Consider the following 16,888-nt stretch of genomic DNA (forward strand, 5'->3'; position numbering starts at 1 on the left):
TCGATCGGCTGTTATTTACTGGAGCTGTTCGAATCATCCTTAACAAGGTCGATTCGATCAAGCTCTGCAGCTTTCTCAGCCTCTTCTTCTTCTGCTAAACGTGCTTTTTCTGCTTGATCCTGAAGCTTCTGGTAAATCAAGTGAAAGTTCCAGAAAGCCAGGTATGCGATGATGCTCCCCATAAAGAACGGAATGAGAAACGTAAACTTTGTGCTGAAATACATTACCGCACCGCTCATGATGGCTGTTGAAAGTGAACGGAAAGGTTTGCCGATCGTGATAAGGACAGCGTTTTTCAGCAATTGAAACGTTTTCATATGATAATGGACAAGCATGGAGAAAAAATTAAACAGCGATACGATTAAAAGCACAAGAAAGGCTATAAAAATGTATGACAGCAAATTCAATTGCTCACGATAAACAATAAAGTCAACAATCATAATCGCTAGCAATATCGTATAAATAATACCGCCAAGCATACTTTGTTTATAATTTTCCTTGTAGCCGCGGAAAAACGTCTTAAACAATGGTACGTCTGTCTCGCCCATTACCCATTTACGAGCAACCGCAAACATAGCTGCTGTTGCAGGGAATAAAGTAAAAGGAGCAACGACCGCCATTGCAATGAGAGCGGAATACACTTGATTGGCATCCTGCGACAAAACCAATCCCCATGCGAAGAAAACGAATGGAACTGAACAAACTAGCCACAATACATTAATAACCGATAACCTCATGATCCATTCGGAAATTCGGTAAAATCCACCCATTAGCCCTCTTGGTTCCATTGGATCTGCCTCCAGAAAAGTAAGATTACTCCCACCAAACTACCTTACATAGGGAACAAAACCGACAGATACTGAGCTTTCTAGGCTATCTTCTATACGGTTAAAACCTAACCCATAGGATATTTGTTCAAACGCCTTAATTAAAGTTTTAGAGGCATCTGCCTAAAGAAAAACGCAGACCGCAGTTAGTCACTTTTGCAGGTTTCATTCTCGTTTTGTTTTTTTCTATTGTTATCATTAGTAAATCCGTTTCGTACTAATCCAAACAATAAAAGAACAATAAAAGAACCGAGGTCGTCCGGATGCCCGTTAGGGATCACGGACAACCTCGGTTTTTTCGAAAATATAAGGTTAACGATTAATTAGTTGTTTGAAAAACCTTCGGAAGAGCTTTTTGGACGACGGTTTTCAGGACGACCTTCGCTGCTTCTCTTGCCAGCGTATCCGCCGCCGCTGCTGCCACCGCGTGACTCGTAACCGCCGCGCGAGCTGCCACCAGTGCTGCTGCTGCCGCTTGAGCGTCTGTCATCGCGTCCACGGTAACCACCACCGCCGCTGCCGCCTGTGCTGCTGCTGCGATTGCCGCCATATGAAGAAGACGAACCGCTGCGATTGAATGGACGACCGTTTGAACGAATATCCGGTTTGCGTTTTTTCGCGCGAAGCGGATCTTCCGGTGTCAATTCGATTTCCACGTTTTTCTTCTCACCAGTCAGCAATTTGATTGCTGCGGAAAGCAAATGAACGGAATCATATTGCTCAAGCAGTTGAATTGAAATCGCTTTGTACTCAGTGAACTCCTCGTTTTGAACGACTTCAAGAAGACGTTCAGCAGTTATACGTTGTTTGCCTTCAATCGCTTCTGCAATGCTAGGAAGCGGCTTGCGGCTCATCTTTTGACGTGTTACTTTCTCGATGAAATGCAGGTGATCTGTTTCACGAGGAGTAACGAATGACCATGCTGTACCTTCTTTACCCGCGCGGCCTGTACGACCGATACGGTGAACGTAGCTCTCAGGATCTTGCGGCAGGTCAAAGTTGATTACATGCGTTACGCCCGAAACATCGAGACCACGAGCAGCAACGTCTGTCGCTACCAATACATCGATGCTACCGTCACGGAATTTGCGCATTACGCTATCACGTTGATTCTGAGACAAATCTCCGTGCAAGCCATCAGCTGTGTATCCGCGTTTTTGAAGCGCTTCGCTTAGCTCGTCAACCCGGCGTTTTGTACGGCCGAAAATGATAGCAAGCTCTGGGGATTCCATATCAAGCAAACGGCTAAGTGCTTCGAACTTTTGACGCTCATGCACTTCGATGTACGATTGCTCGATTAGTGGAGCTGTAATTTGTTTCGGAATTACGGAAACATGCTCCGGGTTTTTCAGAAATTGTTGTGCAAGTTTCTGAATGTTCGTCGGCATTGTTGCAGAGAACAGCATCGTGTGACGCTCATCTGGCACTTGCTTCAAGATGGATTGAATATCTTCCATGAAGCCCATATCGAGCATTTCATCTGCTTCATCCAAAATGACTGTTTGTACATCTTCAAGACGAATGGTTTTACGGTTGATGTGGTCAAGCAAACGTCCTGGCGTACCAATAATAATTTGTGGCTTCTTCTTCAATGCACGGATTTGACGACCAATTTCTTGTCCACCGTAAATCGGCAACGAGCGGAGACCTTTGTATCGAGTTAACTTCCCGATCTCGTCAGCCACTTGAATAGCGAGTTCACGGGTTGGCGTCATTATTAATGCGACAATGCGTTCCTCGCTTGTCGGAATTTTGTTAATGAGCGGAATTCCGAATGCCGCTGTCTTTCCTGTACCCGTTTGTGCTTGGCCAATAAGATCTTGCCCAGCCATAGCAATAGGGATCGCTTTGTCTTGAATCGGGGTAGATTCCTCGAATCCAAGTTCGGTAATTGCTTGCAACACTTTCGGTTCCAAGCCAAATTCAGCAAATGTTTTCAAACTTTTCTCAAACTCCTTTTATCTGCAGCCTACTTAAGAATATCCAAATCATTATAGCACACAATCAATCGTGAATACCAGTAAAGCAAATAAAGCCATACTAAGCATGGCAATATGTTCAAAATAATCATGTCAGTTGCATTGGAGCGATCGTATTGAATCCACATTCCCTGCGTTACCTTTTTACCGTGCCAATTATGACGCTTGGCGCCTTGCTTATCGCTATAGGCTTCAACCTATTCCTTATTCCGCACCAGCTGCTCAGCGGCGGCATCTCAGGTATTTCCATGATGATCGGTTATATCACAGGCGGCAACATAGGATGGCTTTTTTTTATCCTGAATTTGCCTGTTCTGATCTGGGGATGGTATGTGGTGGGACATCGGTTTATTATGTGGAGTGTCTATACCGTTATTGCATCCACATTATTCCTTCAGCTTATCCCGGTCGTAAAAATTGCCGACGATATTGTGCTTGGTGCTGTTTTCGGAGGGATAATCATCGGGTTCGGAAGCGGACTAGCAATGCGCTACGGCGGCTCTTCAGGCGGTTTCGACATTATTGCTTCTATCGTGACGCGGAAACGCGATTTTCCCGTCGGCATGATTATTTTCATCTTAAACGGTGCTGTCATTGCGGTATTAGTACTCTTTACGAAAAACTGGGATTCCGCCCTCTATTCGCTCTTGTCGATTTTTTCTGCTGGCAAGGTTGTAGATCTCATACATGTGAGGCATATTAAATTAACAGCCTTCATTATCACGACTAAGACCGAAGAGCTGCTTGCTAAACTGCTCACTCATCCTCGCGGCATCACAATCATCAAAACCCGCGGTGCCTTTTCCTCGGCCGAACGCGATATGCTGATGACGGTCAGAACGAAGTATGAATTAGCTGAGCTTAGCAAGACCGTCACCACGATCGACCCGCATGCTTTCATTAACATTGTAGAGACAGTGGGCGTTATCGGCGATTTTTCTAAGCCAAAAGACTAAATCATATACGCAAGTATGGATTTTCCACTGTATCCCTATGTTTTTGAAAATGATCCTGATATAATGTTTGTATCCCGTAACTTAGGTTTCTTGCCATATGATTTCCCCTAACCATTAGATATGAAAGGGTGATGCTCAATGGATATGGAAACGGTCAAATTGTCTCAAATTGTAGAGAAGCTTGCCCCAGAGCTTAGTCCTTTTCTTACGAAACGCGAAATGGACATCAGCATTGTGCTGCGTGATGGTCTCTCCTTACTGGAGCCCGCTGACGCGATGGAAATTGTGCAGCACAGTATTTGCAATCAGCAGAGAGAAGCTTTGTTACAATGACAATGCGGGACACACGGATTATTTATGCGCCAGTCGAGTCAACCTCGGCTGGCTTTTTGTTTGTTTATCCACCTATTTCAATGCAGAAATCCACTATTTCTTATTTCATCTTACCTACAGAAAACGAAGCTTATATGCAATTAAACGACATATACTTTCGTATGGATTCAAAAAAGTTAATGACCCAGCCCTACTGTCTGCTTTATAATTTGATCAGAATAGCTAACGGGGAGAGAGCAAAATGGACATCATCATTTCTTCATTGCTGCTGCTGTACAGCTTGCTCACTGGAAGCGGAGAGCATAATGCCGCAGCAAAGCAGCTTGCAATTGCCTACTTAAATTCCGCAGCTGGCCAAACGATCATTCAACCGGATTCATCCGCAAATGGAGAAAAAATTCCAGGCACCACAGAAGCTGCAACCTTAAAAAAAGATCCTCAGCCCGATACTCCGCCGATAAAAGGAATTTATGTTACAGCGCATAGTGCTGGCGGCGCCCGTATGGAAACGTTGTTGAAACTGTTGGACGATACCGAGCTGAACAGCATGGTCATCGATATTAAAGACGATAACGGGTATATTACATATCCAACGCCCACACCCGAGCTGCAAGAGGTTGGCGCATCCAAGAAATACATCCGTGATATTAATGGACTTATGCTCACGTTAAAGAATCATAACATTTATCCAATCGCAAGAATTGTCGTGTTCAAGGATACCGTATTAGCCCGTAAGCAGCCCCAGCTCTCCTTCCTCCATCAGGACGGCACGATTTGGAAAAATGCACGCGGCGAAAGCTTCGTCAATCCTTATCGCAAGGAAGTCTGGGACTATAACATCGCCGTTGCGAAGGAAGCAGCAAAGCTTGGCTTCAAAGAGATTCAGTTTGACTATGTTCGTTTCCCTGAGGGCTTCGAAAACAAAGCCGCCTCGCTCACCTTTAACAAATCAGAATTAAGCCGCGTCGATACGGTGGCTGGCTTTGTTAAATACGCGCGCGAGCAGCTAGAGCCGCTTGGCGTCAGAGTATCGGTCGATATTTTCGGCTATGCGGCATCCGTGCCGGCAGCCGAAGGAATTGGTCAGGATTTTGTGAAAATATCGAATGACGTGCATGTTATCTCACCAATGGTTTATCCAAGCCACTATAGTACGGGTTGGTTCAAGCAGAAAGATCCCGACCGCAGTCCGTATGAAACCATTAAAGGGGCAATGCTAGACACTCACAAAAAACTGGATCCAACCAAAGACTTAAAGCCGATCATAAGGCCTTGGATACAAGACTTCACGGCAAGCTGGCTAGGCAGCGGCCATTACATGAAATACGGCAAAGTCGAGGTCGAAGCTCAAATTAAAGCGCTGCAGGATACCGGCATTAATGAGTACCTTCTCTGGAATGCAGGAAATAAATATTCGCCTAACGTTGTCTACAAGTAATTCGAATTGAATATTAAAAAAAAGTCCACCTGCGCTGTGAATGCGAGGTGGACTTTTTATTTGTGCGTCGATAATTTATTGAGACAGACGAAGAGCCAGCTCGTACATGCCCATGTCAAACGGCTTTTTCGAATTTACTACCTTATCGATATCCGTCGTTACAAGTTCTCCGCGAATAACGCCGCAAGACTTGCCTGAATCGCCGGCCATTAGCTGTCGAACAGCAAAATCACCGAGACGGCTGGCCAAAATACGATCAATTGCGGTTGGCGTACCGCCGCGCTGAATGTGACCAAGTACAGTAACACGAGGCTCAATGCCGCTGTTAGCTGTGATTTGCTGCGCAACTTCCTCGCCTTTGCCCGCGCCTTCTGCCACGACAATAATACTATGACGCTTGCCTTTGGCAAAGTTATTTTTCATACGCTCTGCCACCTCTGTCAATTCAAAAGGGACCTCTGGTACGAGAATCGTTTCCGCGCCGCTCGCAAGTCCCGCGTGGAGAGCAATATCGCCGCAGTGGCGGCCCATTACCTCAACGATTGAAGAGCGTTCATGCGATGACATCGTATCGCGAATTTTGTTAATCGCATCGACAACGATGCTTACCGCCGTATCGAAGCCAATGGTAATATCGGTAAACGGAATATCGTTATCGATTGTTCCTGGAAGCCCCATTGTTTTTATGCCCAGCTTGCTCAGCTTATTGGCACCTTGATAGGAGCCGTCTCCTCCGATAACGACCAAGCCGTCAATGCCTCTTGAACGAAGTACTTCCGCACCGCGCTGCTGGCCTTCTGCCGTCATAAACTCCTTGCATCTTGCGGTTTGCAAAATCGTGCCTCCGCGTTGAATAATATCGCCGACGCTCCGCAGGTCCATTTGTCGAAGGTCATCATTAATAAGCCCTTGATAACCGCGTTGAACACCGTATACATCTAATCCATGAAATAAAGCGCTTCTTACCACAGCACGAACGGCTGCGTTCATTCCTTGCGAATCTCCTCCGCTTGTCAGTACTGCGATTGATTTGACTGCAGACATGGTTCATTCCTCCACATTGTTTATTTATAGTTAAGCCTGTTGTTTCCGAATCCAGATGCTGTTTATAAGGAAAAACATTCGCGTTAACGGACTGTTCTTCATTAGTCTCCTCGACACATCTCTAACATTCGCCTGATGGCGAACTTTCGGGTCTGACAAATATAAGGCTAAGAGCCCTTCAATAATCAAACGATGAAAACGGGATGCAGGAAGCTGCTTCACGTCCTCACGCGCTCGGTTCACTATAGTGCCGAGGCGCGCAACAAGCAGACCTTCATTATCATAGTAATTGCAAAAATTAAGGTCTCCGCCTACCTGATCTTCTTCTTGGTCAATTAAATAATCAAGTAAAATATGAAGACCGCAGACATGCGGAAAATAAATATTCCGGATAGCTGCCGCATCCTCTTTAGATAGCCGTTCCTCAGTCGCGGCTAGAAACAGCATAAATATGCCCAGCGTCGAGCCTGCTGCCGCTGCAAATTCATTCCACTGCAAATCCGGATAATCTCCGCGATGCCGTGTCCACCATGCAAGTAAATGTTCTTCGCGCAAATCCTTGCGAATATGCTTGTACACCTGCAAATCCCCATATAAGGATACCAGTTCAGTCACTTGCTGCTGTACGTTTCCATAAGAAGGAAGTTTTGCAATTTGAGATTGGCAAATCCGTACGAGATGATGCAAATAACCGCCATCTTCCTTCTCGCTGCGCAAAGCATAATAATCCTGAAGCTGTGCTTCGGGATTAACGGCATCGAGCATGGATTGATGCAATAATCGAAAATCATCGGGGTCCAACGAAGTGCTCCGGTCGCATAAATTGTCCAAGTAGTCGCTAATCGTCTGCAAAGCGACAATCAATGGGATGAGCACATGTCTGCGCTCTAAGTTTGCTGCCGCATAAACACCGCCGCCTTGGCAATGGAATTTCTTGCTGTCCATGCTGCTGAGCGCCTGAGTCCGGAGCTCCTGGTCAGGTATCCGCTGCGCGAAATGCCGAAGCTTCTTCAGCTCTTTCTCTACTTCCGGTAACACATACTTATAAACGCGATGCATGAGCTTAAATGGGTTCTGGGGCACCCGATTGCCAGATAAAGTCGTCAATCTCACGATGCACCTCTTCTCCAGATCATGTTCATGAATGCCGACGCGATTCCAATTGCTGATCGATGCGATACCAGATGTGAAGATCGTTAATCCTACTTGCATAATCGGCAATTTCATAGTTTAGTATACAGGATTGCTCAAAGCACTCCTCTTCAAACAGCTCCGCTTGCTTTTTATTGATGAGTTGTTCAAAATCCATTACGCGATCAGGTATCGTACCGCGTATGATTTCCCATTGCTCGACGATTGCAAGCTGCACATTCGCTGCATACTGCTCCCATTCCATTTCCAGCACAGGAATACGGATCCGAAGCCGTTCATTCCAATCAAAACGAAAAGCACTCATTGTGAACCTCCACCTCTAAATGTATCATCTCAGCACATAATAATCCAGCTTCAAATCTCATTGGTACGTTAACTAATCCATGCTATACTAAAAACCATATTGTTTAGGATAGAGATGGAGTGAGCTTTCAAAGATGGATACACCCGAAACAGCTAGAGCAGAGCGCTCTCCAACGGCCCGCAAGGAAACGCTGTCGCTTCGTATTTACAGTTTCTCCGCATACTCGACAGCTGCGATGGTCGTTTCCTTTATTCCGCTGTACTTTCTCGACAGAGGTTTTTCCGAGCAGCAAATCGGCATCATTTATTCGACCGGACCTTTTATATCAATATTCGCCAACATCCTCCTCGGTCTCGCCAGCGATAAATACAGAACGATTAAAAAACTGCTTATGCTATTGTTATTCGGACAGCTCGTGATGATATCGCTGCTGTTTCCCATTGAAAATTTTGCGCTTGTCTGCCTCGTTATGATGGGCTTTTATTTTTTTCAGACACCTATTAACCCATTAAGTGACAGCCTGCTGCTATTATCAAGTCAATATACGGGAACCCCCTATGCGCTAATCCGGATTTTCGGCTCGCTTGGTTTTGCTGTAACAGCATACACCTTTGGACTTATATTAAAAGAAATCGGCTCGAAATGGACCTTGCCGCTAGCACTTTGTACAATAGCAATTACGCTTATATTAACGACTCGAATTAGAGATTATCAGGGAAGCGCACGAAAGATCGATTTTTCCGGCTTTTTTAAACTTTTACGTCAACGCGACGTGCTCCTGTTTTTTTTAATTATCCTAACCATATCCATCCCGCACCGAATGTATGAAGGCTTTCTTGCGGTCACCATGCGGCACATGGGCGCAAGTGATTCTCTTGTTGGGCTTGCGTGGCTCGTGTCCGCTTTAAGCGAAATTCCAATCTTGTTCCTGCTCGGCAAATATGGTCATAAATTCAAGGAGCTGCCTTTACTGATGATTGCATCCATCATGTATGCGGTTAGACTGTGGCTGCTCAGCGATATTCAAGACCCTCGCTGGGTGATCGCAACGCAAGCAATGCACAGTATTTCGTTTGGCATTTATTTTTCTACGGCGCTCCGCTATCTTTCAAGGCTTATTCCTGATGAGTACCGTGCGTCCGGACAGGCTGTATATGCTGTGGTCTGGACCGGACTTGCAGGCGTAATCAGCGGGATGTTCGGCGGCTATATTTATGAACATTTTGGGCGCGAGGTCTTTTTTAAGATGGGTGCCGGCTTTGCCATTGCAGCAGCGGCTGCTTTCCTTGCAAGGTACTTTTTCAGTCGTGCGGAACGTTAATAGATTAATAATACAAGCGTAAACGGCTGTCGCCGTCCTCTGTGGCAAAAGCAGTCGTTTCGCGGAGATATATAAGCACATTTATATGTGAAACATATAAATTCTTATATATCAAAAAAAGGGCTGCTCCGAGCGTTATAACATACGCTCAGAGCAGACCTTTCAATTACTAAGCAAACTGTTTATTCCGCTATTTCAAAATTCGAATATACATCCTGCACATCATCGTTGTCTTCGAAAGCGTCCATCATTTTTAGAAGCTTGTCCGCGTTCTCGCCTTCAACTTTAACCATATTTTGCGGCAGCCACCGAACGCCTGCATTTGCAAAGGTAAAGCCTTCTTTCTCCAACGCATTTTTGACCTGCTCAAACTCATGTGGATGCGTCAAAATTTCAAAGCTGTCGTCATTTACGACTACATCCTCGGCACCTGCTTCAAGCGCAACCATCATCATGGAATCCTCATCGGTTTCATGGACCTCGCGATCAACGACAAGCAGGCCTTTGTGATCGAACATATAGCCAACACAGCCGCTTTCTCCCATGTTCCCGCCTCGTTTATTAAACGCCGAACGAACGTCGGCTGCCGTACGGTTACGATTATCCGTCAAGCATTTCACCATGATAGCTACGCCGCCCGGACCATAACCTTCATACATAATGTCCTCGTATTCGACGCCGTCGCCAGCACCTGCTGCTTTCTTTATCGCACGTTCAATATTATCATTTGGCATTTGTTCTGCTCTAGCATTGGCGATCGCTGTTTTCAACCCGAAGTTTGCGTCCGGATTAGGTCCGCCTCTGCGGGCTTGAACGTATATTTCACGTCCGAGCTTTACGAACTTGTTATTTTTAGCCTGATCGGCCTTACCTTTACGGTCTTTGAACAATTTAAATTTCATTATGCTCGCTCCCCTGACAAAGTTTCCAAGCAACAGTTTATCACCGCTGATAGGTCTTGGTCAATGAAAGCGGGATCAAACGGTACTTATAAATTAAGAAAGGACTCCCTGCTGCCAGGGAGTCCTTTTCCATCGTTTATTCGCACATTGATCCTATAGTTTAGTGACGTTGGCCGCTTGAGCGCCGCGGTTACCCTCAGTAATGTCGAATTCGACCGCTTGCCCTTCATCTAAAGATTTGAAACCATCGCTTTGAATCGCTGAGAAATGTACAAATACGTCTTCTCCGCCCTCTGTTTGGATAAAGCCGTAGCCTTTCTCTGCATTAAACCATTTAACTGTTCCTTTCAATTGAACAACCTCCTAGATATGACCGCCGTTTTGAACGGCGAGTAAAATTATTATATCGATCCCTTTTCTAAAAAGCAATTAAAGTAAAATTCTCAAAAATTGACTGGATCCAGGAATAAATGGCAGCTTAGATGGGCACAATTCTGCCTTGCCTCCGTTTTCAGTTATCGAATCGAGCAGCTGATCAAGCCCTGGATATGGCTTCCAATCCAGAGAAATCAGAGGATAAATACGAATTTGACCGCCAGGCTTACAAATCCGCATTAAATCAAGGATAGCATTTATATGAAATTCAGGTCCGAATTGGTTCGCATATAAAAACATAAAATGACTGCAAAGAATTAGCGAAAATTGATTATCCTTAAACGGGAGCTCAGGAAGCTTGCCCGCAATATATCGATCCGAATGATTACAGTCCAAAACATCAGATTTGAACCGTTCGATCGATACTTCCCTGCCCGCCCTATGCTGCTCAAGCGAACCATAGTAACTCCAGTCGAAATTCTCCTGCAGCTTTGCAAGCTTTTCGGCAGATGTCTCGATTTCCTGCTCAGCCTCGGAAATCCATTTCTCAATCCCCGCATCGTAACGCGGATCAACAGCATATGCGGAATACCCTCTGGCATTCAATTCTGCCGTAAAAGAAGAACCTCCCGCAGCTACATCGAGCACCGATCCACGCTCCAACTCCAATGTCTTTAAATCAAACATCCGTACGTACTCCTCGAAGCTTCTGCATGTCATGGCGACACCGATTTGCTCATAGCTCAGCTTACTCATTCCTGCACTCTCCTCTTCTCGTCTCATCTCGTCTCATCTCGTCTCATCTCGTCTCATCTTAGCAATTCACGAGCCAACGATGCCGGCTTCTTACGTCACCATATTGATTACCGCCGCCATAATGGCTATGATGATAAGAATACCATAATTAACTACTAAAAGGATGAAAAAAAACATGTTCAAAAAACACGAAATCTACAAAACCGACAAATACAATATGCTGACGGTAGAAGTACAAGGCAAGACGCTCATCGTTCGGGAAATTTCCGATCAATGGGGCGAAGACTCTCATACGTTCATAAGCAGGCCAGAAATGCTGCACTGGGCACAAAACCGCTTCCGCGCAACCGACTTTGTTGGCCGCGAAGAAGAGCTCGAAGCCATCATGCGCGCGTTGAAGGAAGTATAATAGCGGAATTTCTAATTAAAAGGCAGGAAAAATTATCCTTAGCGGCGAACATAACGTTACGTATCCGTGCATAGGTACAATTATACCGCTGCCTTTTTTTAGCTAGTTCAGTATCAGGAGGATTTACTCGCATATGGATGCTACTGCTTCAATTATTTTTATCATTGCAGCCTTCTCGCTTGGAGCGATCGTGATTATGAAGCGCGATTCCTTGCCCCCTGGCCTTCGCCGGGGACTTGCCCTCGTTTCCATCGCATTTATTGCGTTTGCGTTTTTTATGATCGTTTATGCATTTTTTACGATGGGTAAAGCATAGCAGACAGCGTGCTGAATATTCATTATCCTCTACGGACATAGTAGAAACAAACTGTGTCCCGAGGTGATATATGGATGAAATGGCTGCCTCTTCTGCTTGCTTTAAGCCTGGTTCCGGGCGCTGCCGCTTCCAATCAGGCAGGAGCCAAAACCGAGCATGCCTCACCAACCTTAACCATACCTAGGAGGAATTCGATGAATCACGTACCTAAACGATCAGAATCCGCACCTGAGACCCGCTGGAAGCTTGAGGATATTTTTGAGAGCCAAGCGGCATGGGATAAGGAATATGCGGAAGCGAAAGCATTAATCAAAAAAATACCGGAATTCCAAGGCAAGCTGGCCGACGTCGCTCAGCTCAAAGCCTGCTTCGAGCTTGAAGACGAGCTTTCCATGCATGTGGAGCGGCTTTATGTATATGCAAATATGAAGCATCACGAGGATACAGCTGAAGCAACTTATCAAGCTTTATCCGACAAGTCAAAAAAAATAAGCGTTGAATCAGGCGAAGCGCTATCCTTCATAACTCCTGAAGTGCTCAGTCTCTCGGATGAAAAACTGGATGCCATCATCTCCGATGAATCTGTGGCGAAATTCCGCCATACGCTGGAGGAAATGCGCCGCCAAAAGGCTCATATTTTATCAAAAAACGAAGAAGCGCTGCTTGCTCAAGTAGGCAATATCAGCTCCGCCCCAGGCACCGTATTCAATATGCTGAACAATGCGGATCTAAAGTTTCCAAAAGTGAAAAATGAAGACGGCGAAGAGATCGAGCTGACACACGGCCGCTACATACAATTTCTCGAAAGCAAAAATCAAGATGTTCGCCGCGAAGCGTTCAAAGCGGTCTACGATACGTACGGCAAGCTGAAAAACACGCTCGCGACTACTTTGACTTCAAACGTTACAAAAAATATTTTCTACGCAAAGGCTCGCAAATATGATTCCGTTCTGGATATGTCCCTCTATGGCGACAACATTCCGAAGGAAGTTTATACGAACCTAGTCGATACTATTCATAAGCATCTTCCGCTCATGCACCGCTACATGGAACTTCGGAAAAAGCTGCTCGGCTTAGACGAGCTTCACATGTACGATTTGTTCGCGCCGCTTGTTGATGAATTCAATCTCGACATCACCTACGAGGAAGCGAAGAAAACGGTCAGCGAAAGCTTGAAGCCGCTCGGCGAAGATTATTTGAAAGTGCTGCAAGAGGGCTTTGACAACGGTTGGATTGATGTTTATGAGAACGAAGGCAAACGCAGCGGCGCATACAGCTGGGGCGCTTTCGGAACGCATCCTTACGTTCTTCTTAACCATAAGGATAATTTAAACAGCATGTTCACATTGACGCATGAGATGGGCCACGCGCTCCATTCCCATTATTCGGATACGAACCAGAATTACCGCGATGCGCAGTATACGATTTTCCTAGCTGAGGTTGCTTCCACTTTGAACGAGGCACTGCTCATGGATTATCTCCTTGCAAAATCAACGGATCCGAAAGAAAAAATGTACTTGCTGACTTATTACGCCGATCAATTCCGTACGACCGTATTCCGTCAAACGATGTTCGCCGAATTCGAGAAAATTATCCACGAGCGTTCTGAAGAAGGCGAATCGCTAACACCGCAGGATCTTAACAAGATCTATTATGATCTTAACGTCCAGTATTACGGTCCAGGCATGGTCGTTGATAAAGACATTGAAATGGAATGGGCACGTATTCCCCATTTCTATAACAGCTTCTATGTGTACAAATATGCGACAGGCTTCTCTGCAGCGACTAGCTTCTCCAAGCAAATTTTGGAGGAAGGCGAGCCTGCTGTTGAGCGCTACCTCGGCTTCTTGAAAAGCGGCGGCAGCGACTTCTCCATTAACATCCTGAAGAAAGCAGGAGTCGACATGTCTTCTCCGGAGCCGATTGAGCAAGCCATGAGCGTATTCGAAGAGCTGATCGGACAGATGGAGCAGCTAACGAAATAACATATAATCAGGGTAGACCGTCAAGGAAACTTGACGGTCTTTTTATTTTTTGCAACTATATAACGCCTAAGACCGTCAAGATAAAATAGTAAATGAATACATAATTGTAAATTTGCTGCGTACCACGGGTCAAGCAGTAATCTCAAGGAGGATTAATGAAAGCAAAAAGAATAATCGCGGTATTACTCGGTTTAGCCTTAATTTGTTGCGTCTTGGAATACAAAGGCATCATTTGGCACAATAGTATTTTTGCCATGAAGTATGAGATTAAAGGTCTTGATGTATCTCATTATCAAGGAGATGTGGATTGGAAGACGGTTGCTGAAACGGAGAAATATCAATTCGTCTATATGAAAGCTACAGAAGGAAATGATTTTACGGATGATACTTTTAATAAGAACTGGGAAGACGCCAAAGAAAACGGCTTTTTAACAGGAGCTTATCATTTTTTCTCGGCGAGGAGCACGGGCGAGCAACAAGCGGAGCATTTTATAAGCATAGTACCGAAAGAGGCAGCCAGCCTGCCTCCTGTTATCGATATCGAAATCGCGTTGACCCATGATCCTGCAGCAATCGCACATGAATTAATGATGATGAGCGACAAGCTTGAAGAAGCCTATAACAAAAAACCAATTCTCTATGTCACTTATGACACTTACAATAAATATGTCGCCGGCCGATTTGAGGGCTATGACATATGGATTCGTGATATTGTGAAATATCCAACCTTAAAGGGAAAACAGAAATGGTTGTTATGGCAGTATTGCAACCGCGGACGCGTAGATGGAATCGATGCGTATGTGGATATTAATGTGTTTGTAGGAAATCAAACGGACTTTGATTTTAAATTTATGGGTAAGGGCATTTTGTAAAGAAATCATTACATAACGATGCTCAGGCATCCACGTTATTGCGAGGGAGCTGCTTAATTATGCTCCTTTTCATTTTCAGTCCAGCCATTTCGATTGGCTATAAAGATAATAATTGTACGCATCGCCATCGATCTCAATGATGCTTGAAAAAACGAATCCACATTTTTGAATGACTCTATTCGACGGTTGATTAGTTAGCAGGGCTATCGCATGCAGCTCGTTAACATCGGTATTTTCAAACAAATAGTTGATCATGCCTTTTGCAGCTTGCGTCGTATAGCCCTTCCCGCGATGATGCTTGGAGATAGCAAACATGATTTCCCGGCCCGGCGACGGCAGCTCCTCCTTGATCCCCGTGCAGCACCATCCGATGAACTCGCCCGTCTCTTTTAAAATAATGCCCAGCCGTAAACGGAGCTCGCCAATGCGGCCTCCAGCTGCAACGGCGCTTAAAAACCGCTTGTTTTCGTTTATTTCATAATGGGCTAGCCAGTCTAAGCGCTGCTCCTTCGGCACGTTCCATCCCGGTAAAAATTCGTATATTTCCGGCTGCCATGTCAGCTCGTGAAGCGCATCTAAATCTTCTAAGCGATATTCACGTAAAATGACATCTTCGCAAGTAATCGCGAGTCGATCCTCAGCGCATTTGAAACAAAAAAGCTCATTTTCCGCTGAAATAACGCCATCGAGAAAACCATCCTTACAAAAAATTTCTTTGCCGCATTTTCGGCAATGGCCTACTAGCTCCAATGCATTCCCTCCTCAGTATGTTTCTATTCCGTCACGCTTAGCTTCCCCTATTGCAAATAAGCGCTCCTGCCCGCTCGCCTACTGATGCAAAAAGAACCGCCCACTTGTGTATCATCATCCGGCGTTATCTCGCAGGATCCCCCGAGCCTGAGTGACATTACTCTAAGCTTGTCGGCAAATCATGATGACACATATACGAACAATTCGTATTTCGTTTTAAAGCATCCATTGTTTTCACATGAGGCTCGCGATAAATAATCGGGTACTCATACTCGCCATAGCCCTCTCGCACATTAAACGCCACGATTTCATCATCAATGGAAAATTGCGCATCCACACCTGGCTTATTTCCACGCGCATCAAGCCGGATCCATTTCCCTACGGACTTCAGAAATACCGCATTTAATGCATGGATGCAGTATCCCGTATCCGGAGTATTGCCAAGCGTAAGCCGCTGGTAGCAGAATCCGGCTGGAATCCCTTTCGCCCTCAATAAAGCGCATAACAAATTTGACTTCGCGTAGCAGATGCCTTCTTCGAAAAATAACACCTCTGAAGCTGTATGCGAAACTCGCGTGCTTTGAATATCCCAAGAATGGGCAATTTCATCCCGTACAAATTCAAAAGCCGCTCTGACAAATTCATCCTCATTGGAGGCTTTTGTATACAACTCGTTTGCTTTTTCAATAATGGAAGGGTTATTAAAATCTACTTCAGTTGTTTCTAGTAAATAATCTTCTAACCTTATTGACTCGCATGTTAATATCATTGGACTCTCCCCTGTTATCAATCATTAATGATCGTTATCTCATTCCATTCATAGATTCGTCCCGCTGTTTTTTAATAAAAAATGTGCGTACTTACGCTCCTAAAATCAATCAACTATTATGGTTATAGCATAATGAATTAATTATTTACACTATTTTCTAAATCATGTTAAGGAGTGGCTTGTTAATGACAGCAACTGAAAAAAAGAAGGTTCTTCAATAGACATCTGGGTCCAAGAATCCGTTCGCAGCGGGTTTTTTAAATAAAAGGTTTTTATCATAAGACGGATTGTAATATGAAGTGCGACAGCTAAAAAACAAAGAGGCCCATGTTTGGATTCGTGTAAAATGGAAGTCACCACAACACCATTTTTCACAGGAGAACCCAACATGAGCTACTCC

Annotated in this window: 18 protein-coding genes; 8 read left to right on the forward strand and 10 right to left on the reverse strand. The window is 44.9% G+C overall.

From position 1 onward, the window contains the following. Positions 1-11: 11 nt before the first annotated feature. Positions 12-788 (reverse strand): YesL family protein, encoded by a 777-nt coding sequence (locus AC1DLI_RS02530; RefSeq protein WP_308997400.1) that lies wholly within the window; start codon positions 786-788, stop codon positions 12-14. Between the two features lie 362 nt (positions 789-1,150). Next, positions 1,151-2,767, reverse strand: a complete 1,617-nt coding sequence (cshA, locus tag AC1DLI_RS02535; RefSeq protein WP_477599305.1) for a degradosome RNA helicase CshA — start codon at positions 2,765-2,767, stop codon at positions 1,151-1,153. Between the two features lie 197 nt (positions 2,768-2,964). Here cshA and AC1DLI_RS02540 point away from each other — a divergent pair, with 197 nt between their 5' ends. The 3 genes from AC1DLI_RS02540 to AC1DLI_RS02550 all read left to right on the forward strand — a co-directional run bounded on the left by AC1DLI_RS02540 (position 2,965) and on the right by AC1DLI_RS02550 (position 5,533). Then, positions 2,965-3,762: a YitT family protein gene (locus AC1DLI_RS02540; protein ID WP_477599369.1), complete on the forward strand. Its 798-nt coding sequence runs from the start codon at positions 2,965-2,967 to the stop codon at positions 3,760-3,762. A gap of 138 nt (positions 3,763-3,900) precedes the next feature. After that, positions 3,901-4,095 (forward strand): hypothetical protein, encoded by a 195-nt coding sequence (locus tag AC1DLI_RS02545; RefSeq protein ID WP_308997402.1) that lies wholly within the window; start codon positions 3,901-3,903, stop codon positions 4,093-4,095. Positions 4,096-4,336: 241 nt separating this feature from the next. Next, positions 4,337-5,533 (forward strand): putative glycoside hydrolase, encoded by a 1,197-nt coding sequence (locus AC1DLI_RS02550; RefSeq protein ID WP_477599308.1) that lies wholly within the window; start codon positions 4,337-4,339, stop codon positions 5,531-5,533. 75 nt (positions 5,534-5,608) lie between these two features. Here AC1DLI_RS02550 and pfkA read toward each other — a convergent pair whose 3' ends face one another. From pfkA to AC1DLI_RS02565, 3 genes are all read right to left on the reverse strand, one after another. Next, positions 5,609-6,577, reverse strand: coding sequence for a 6-phosphofructokinase (gene pfkA, locus AC1DLI_RS02555; protein ID WP_308997404.1), 969 nt, complete (start codon positions 6,575-6,577; stop codon positions 5,609-5,611). Between the two features lie 30 nt (positions 6,578-6,607). Beyond that, on the reverse strand, positions 6,608-7,636 hold the full coding sequence (locus AC1DLI_RS02560) for a tetraprenyl-beta-curcumene synthase family protein (protein ID WP_477599371.1): 1,029 nt from the start codon (positions 7,634-7,636) through the stop codon (positions 6,608-6,610). Positions 7,637-7,715: 79 nt separating this feature from the next. Further along, complete coding sequence (locus AC1DLI_RS02565) at positions 7,716-8,033, reverse strand: hypothetical protein (RefSeq protein ID WP_477599311.1); 318 nt, start codon at positions 8,031-8,033, stop codon at positions 7,716-7,718. 133 nt (positions 8,034-8,166) lie between these two features. Here AC1DLI_RS02565 and AC1DLI_RS02570 point away from each other — a divergent pair, with 133 nt between their 5' ends. Next, positions 8,167-9,354 carry an MFS transporter gene (locus AC1DLI_RS02570; protein WP_477599313.1) on the forward strand — a complete coding sequence of 396 codons (1,188 nt, stop codon included), beginning with the start codon at positions 8,167-8,169 and terminating at the stop codon, positions 9,352-9,354. Positions 9,355-9,536: 182 nt separating this feature from the next. On the opposite strand, the gene AC1DLI_RS02575 is transcribed toward AC1DLI_RS02570, so the two are convergent. The 3 genes from AC1DLI_RS02575 to AC1DLI_RS02585 all read right to left on the reverse strand — a co-directional run bounded on the left by AC1DLI_RS02575 (position 9,537) and on the right by AC1DLI_RS02585 (position 11,387). Further along, the gene (locus AC1DLI_RS02575; RefSeq protein ID WP_477599315.1) at positions 9,537-10,256 is read right to left on the reverse strand and encodes a YebC/PmpR family DNA-binding transcriptional regulator; all 720 of its coding nucleotides are present in this window, start codon (positions 10,254-10,256) and stop codon (positions 9,537-9,539) included. Positions 10,257-10,409: 153 nt separating this feature from the next. Next, a complete protein-coding gene (locus tag AC1DLI_RS02580; RefSeq protein ID WP_053376915.1) occupies positions 10,410-10,607 on the reverse strand; it encodes a cold shock domain-containing protein in 198 nt (65 codons plus the stop codon). 78 nt (positions 10,608-10,685) lie between these two features. Continuing rightward, positions 10,686-11,387, reverse strand: coding sequence for a class I SAM-dependent methyltransferase (locus tag AC1DLI_RS02585; RefSeq protein ID WP_477599317.1), 702 nt, complete (start codon positions 11,385-11,387; stop codon positions 10,686-10,688). Between the two features lie 175 nt (positions 11,388-11,562). On the opposite strand from AC1DLI_RS02585, the gene AC1DLI_RS02590 reads away from it, so the two are divergent. The 4 genes from AC1DLI_RS02590 to AC1DLI_RS02605 all read left to right on the forward strand — a co-directional run bounded on the left by AC1DLI_RS02590 (position 11,563) and on the right by AC1DLI_RS02605 (position 14,969). Further along, complete coding sequence (locus AC1DLI_RS02590; RefSeq protein WP_477599319.1) at positions 11,563-11,796, forward strand: hypothetical protein; 234 nt, start codon at positions 11,563-11,565, stop codon at positions 11,794-11,796. A 133-nt stretch (positions 11,797-11,929) separates the two neighbouring features. Continuing rightward, positions 11,930-12,112: a hypothetical protein gene (locus AC1DLI_RS02595; protein WP_477599321.1), complete on the forward strand. Its 183-nt coding sequence runs from the start codon at positions 11,930-11,932 to the stop codon at positions 12,110-12,112. A 194-nt stretch (positions 12,113-12,306) separates the two neighbouring features. Beyond that, positions 12,307-14,097, forward strand: coding sequence for an oligoendopeptidase F (gene pepF, locus AC1DLI_RS02600; RefSeq protein ID WP_477599374.1), 1,791 nt, complete (start codon positions 12,307-12,309; stop codon positions 14,095-14,097). A gap of 155 nt (positions 14,098-14,252) precedes the next feature. Beyond that, positions 14,253-14,969 carry a GH25 family lysozyme gene (locus AC1DLI_RS02605; RefSeq protein ID WP_477599323.1) on the forward strand — a complete coding sequence of 239 codons (717 nt, stop codon included), beginning with the start codon at positions 14,253-14,255 and terminating at the stop codon, positions 14,967-14,969. Positions 14,970-15,044: 75 nt separating this feature from the next. On the opposite strand, the gene AC1DLI_RS02610 is transcribed toward AC1DLI_RS02605, so the two are convergent. Both AC1DLI_RS02610 and AC1DLI_RS02615 read right to left on the reverse strand, forming a co-directional pair. Then, the gene (locus tag AC1DLI_RS02610; protein ID WP_477599376.1) at positions 15,045-15,647 is read right to left on the reverse strand and encodes a GNAT family N-acetyltransferase; all 603 of its coding nucleotides are present in this window, start codon (positions 15,645-15,647) and stop codon (positions 15,045-15,047) included. Positions 15,648-15,876: 229 nt separating this feature from the next. After that, positions 15,877-16,488, reverse strand: a complete 612-nt coding sequence (locus tag AC1DLI_RS02615) for a transglutaminase-like domain-containing protein (RefSeq protein WP_477599325.1) — start codon at positions 16,486-16,488, stop codon at positions 15,877-15,879. Positions 16,489-16,888 lie beyond the last annotated feature (400 nt).

Source organism: Paenibacillus sp. 01T443 (assembly GCF_056398325.1).

Excerpts from the sequence above, each read along its gene's own strand:
- AC1DLI_RS02540 (WP_477599369.1), top strand. The coding sequence starts at position 2,965 with ATGACGCTTGGCGCCTTGCTTATCGCTATAGGCTTCAACCTATTCCTT.
- pfkA (WP_308997404.1), bottom strand. The coding sequence starts at position 6,577 with ATGTCTGCAGTCAAATCAATCGCAGTACTGACAAGCGGAGGAGATTCG.
- AC1DLI_RS02575 (WP_477599315.1), bottom strand. The coding sequence starts at position 10,256 with ATGAAATTTAAATTGTTCAAAGACCGTAAAGGTAAGGCCGATCAGGCT.
- AC1DLI_RS02550 (WP_477599308.1), top strand. The coding sequence starts at position 4,337 with ATGGACATCATCATTTCTTCATTGCTGCTGCTGTACAGCTTGCTCACT.
- AC1DLI_RS02590 (WP_477599319.1), top strand. The coding sequence starts at position 11,563 with ATGTTCAAAAAACACGAAATCTACAAAACCGACAAATACAATATGCTG.
- AC1DLI_RS02565 (WP_477599311.1), bottom strand. The coding sequence starts at position 8,033 with ATGAGTGCTTTTCGTTTTGATTGGAATGAACGGCTTCGGATCCGTATT.
- AC1DLI_RS02570 (WP_477599313.1), top strand. The coding sequence starts at position 8,167 with ATGGATACACCCGAAACAGCTAGAGCAGAGCGCTCTCCAACGGCCCGC.
- AC1DLI_RS02605 (WP_477599323.1), top strand. The coding sequence starts at position 14,253 with ATGAAAGCAAAAAGAATAATCGCGGTATTACTCGGTTTAGCCTTAATT.
- AC1DLI_RS02545 (WP_308997402.1), top strand. The coding sequence starts at position 3,901 with ATGGATATGGAAACGGTCAAATTGTCTCAAATTGTAGAGAAGCTTGCC.
- AC1DLI_RS02615 (WP_477599325.1), bottom strand. The coding sequence starts at position 16,488 with ATGATATTAACATGCGAGTCAATAAGGTTAGAAGATTATTTACTAGAA.
- pepF (WP_477599374.1), top strand. The coding sequence starts at position 12,307 with ATGAATCACGTACCTAAACGATCAGAATCCGCACCTGAGACCCGCTGG.
- AC1DLI_RS02595 (WP_477599321.1), top strand. The coding sequence starts at position 11,930 with ATGGATGCTACTGCTTCAATTATTTTTATCATTGCAGCCTTCTCGCTT.
- AC1DLI_RS02585 (WP_477599317.1), bottom strand. The coding sequence starts at position 11,387 with ATGAGTAAGCTGAGCTATGAGCAAATCGGTGTCGCCATGACATGCAGA.
- AC1DLI_RS02560 (WP_477599371.1), bottom strand. The coding sequence starts at position 7,636 with ATGCATCGCGTTTATAAGTATGTGTTACCGGAAGTAGAGAAAGAGCTG.
- AC1DLI_RS02530 (WP_308997400.1), bottom strand. The coding sequence starts at position 788 with ATGGAACCAAGAGGGCTAATGGGTGGATTTTACCGAATTTCCGAATGG.